2 protein-coding genes are annotated in these 2,060 nt (G+C 28.3%); one reads left to right on the top strand and one right to left on the bottom strand.

Annotation, left to right across the window (positions count from 1 at the left end):
* Positions 1-130: 130 nt before the first annotated feature.
* On the bottom strand, positions 131-574 hold the full coding sequence (locus B5F09_RS14415) for a MarR family winged helix-turn-helix transcriptional regulator (protein WP_087375016.1): 444 nt from the start codon (positions 572-574) through the stop codon (positions 131-133).
* A gap of 193 nt (positions 575-767) precedes the next feature.
* Between B5F09_RS14415 and B5F09_RS14410 the strand changes: the two genes are divergently transcribed.
* The gene (locus B5F09_RS14410; protein ID WP_239404360.1) at positions 768-1,937 is read left to right on the top strand and encodes an MFS transporter; all 1,170 of its coding nucleotides are present in this window, start codon (positions 768-770) and stop codon (positions 1,935-1,937) included.
* The last annotated feature ends 123 nt before the right edge of the window (positions 1,938-2,060 follow it).

Genomic DNA, 2,060 nt, shown 5'->3' with positions numbered 1-2,060 from the left:
AGAAAGAGGATTTTTATAGAGGATTCACCTCTTAGTCAAGACAAATGCCTGCTAAAGCAATAAATTTTAAAAATTTAATTTATTTATTGACATTTAATAGTTTGTCTTTCACAAAAATTTTTTTGATAACTTATAAACTTTCATTTAAATTATCAATTAATTTGTCGCAAAGTTTTAAAAATGTCTCTACTTCGCTTTCAGATAAACCCTTTATTAATATTTTATCAAGTTCGTTCATTTTACGACTTAATTCCCGATTGAATTTTAAACTTTGTTCTGTTAAAACAATCTTTTTAAGTCGTGCATCATAATCAACCGGGACTCTGGAAATCATCCCGTTTTTACACATCAATTTCAACATTTCTGATGTAGTTGAACGATTGATTGAAAACTCAGCCTCAATATCCTTTTGAAAAGTATCTTTTCCAGCGTCTTGACGGTTTTGTAAAAAACCAAGAATCCAGGTATGCATTAATGTAGCTCGATCAGGACGTTGACCAAAAAATTTATCCATTGACCTTTTCATCAAATTATTAATTATTTTTATTCTGCGGCCTACAGGATCACTGTACATTATTCACCCTCCTTTAATTCGGTTACGAACTTTATTGTTCGGATGCGAACAAATAATAGCATAGATTTTTTTTATTGTAAAGAGTAAATCTAATGATAAATTAATTTTTCAAAATATAAAAAAAACTTGCCTATTTTAATAAAATATTTATTAATAATATCAGAAAATTAATTATTATAGAAAGGACACTATCATGCAACTAAAAACAAGATATAATTTACTCCATTTATTCTATTGGTTTGCTTATTGTTGTATCAGTGGATTTATTGCTATTTTTCTACAATACTTAGGCTTATCTAATACTGAAATCGGGATTGTTACCGGTATTTCTTGTATTAGTACTATTTTTATTTCACCATTTATTTCATCATTAGTTGATCGAATAAAAAATCTTACTATAAAAAAATTAACTGTTTATATTACAGTTGGTGTTGGTATCGTTTATTTAATTTTAAGCTTTATAAAAATGCCTGCTTTTATGGCAATGATTTTGTATATATTAATGTACGCTTTGATGCTATCAACTGTTCCTTTGCTTACTATGATTGCCATGAACTACATTAATGATGGTTTATATGTTAATTTTGGATTAGCTAGAGGAATTGGTTCAGCTTCATGGGCTGCTAGCGCTTTTGTCTTTGGACAAGTTATTTCTTTTGTTGATCCTTGGATTTTATCAATTGGTTATTTTTTCTTTATTGCTTTAGCACTAATTTTATTATATACCATGCCTGAACAAAAGAATGTTAAAACAACTAAAGAAAAACAAGGTTCCGTTTTACAAGTAATTAAAAACTATAAAATTTTATTTTTCTTACTACTTGGTTTTTGTTTCATGTTTGCAGGAGCTACCACAATTGGTACTTACCTAATCAATATTGTTACTAATCTTGGTGGAAACACTTCATTATATGGGGTATGTATGTTTTTCATGGCTTTTAGCGAACTGCCAGTTATTACTATGGCTCCTCGCTTAATGAAAAGATTCAATAGTGTTACTTTAATTGTTCTTGCTTCTGTTTTCTATCTTTTAAGAAACTTTACTGTTTGCTTGGCGCCTAATTTAATTATTTTAATTATTGGGATGATGTTTCAAGGACTATCTTATGGTTTATTTACCGGTGTCATTACTTATTATGTTACTTATAATCTTGATGCTAAAGATCAATTGGCTGGTCAAACATTAATTGGCATAATGACATCAGGAATTGGTTCAACTTTAGGAAATGTATTAGGTGGTATTTTACAAGATACTTTTGGTTTAGATTATATGTTTATGTTTATTTACATAGTTACAATAACTGGAGCTTTGATTATTTTTACAACTAAAAAAATAAACGATAGAGTAGAGGAAAGAAATTAATCTTTGCCCCTCTCATTGCACTTATCCCGAATTATTGATTATCCCGAAAAACAGGTTTTTCCAATGAAAAATCAAGTAAAATTCGGGATAATTTTTATTACTTGAGTGAATATAATTTTTTCA

Origin of the sequence: Erysipelatoclostridium sp. An173 (assembly GCF_002160495.1) — a bacterium.
Taxonomy (GTDB): Bacteria; Bacillota_I; Bacilli_A; order Erysipelotrichales; family Coprobacillaceae; genus Thomasclavelia; species Thomasclavelia merdavium.
The sequence above is the reverse complement of the archived record's forward strand: the minus strand, read 5'-3'. Positions and strand labels throughout refer to the sequence as shown.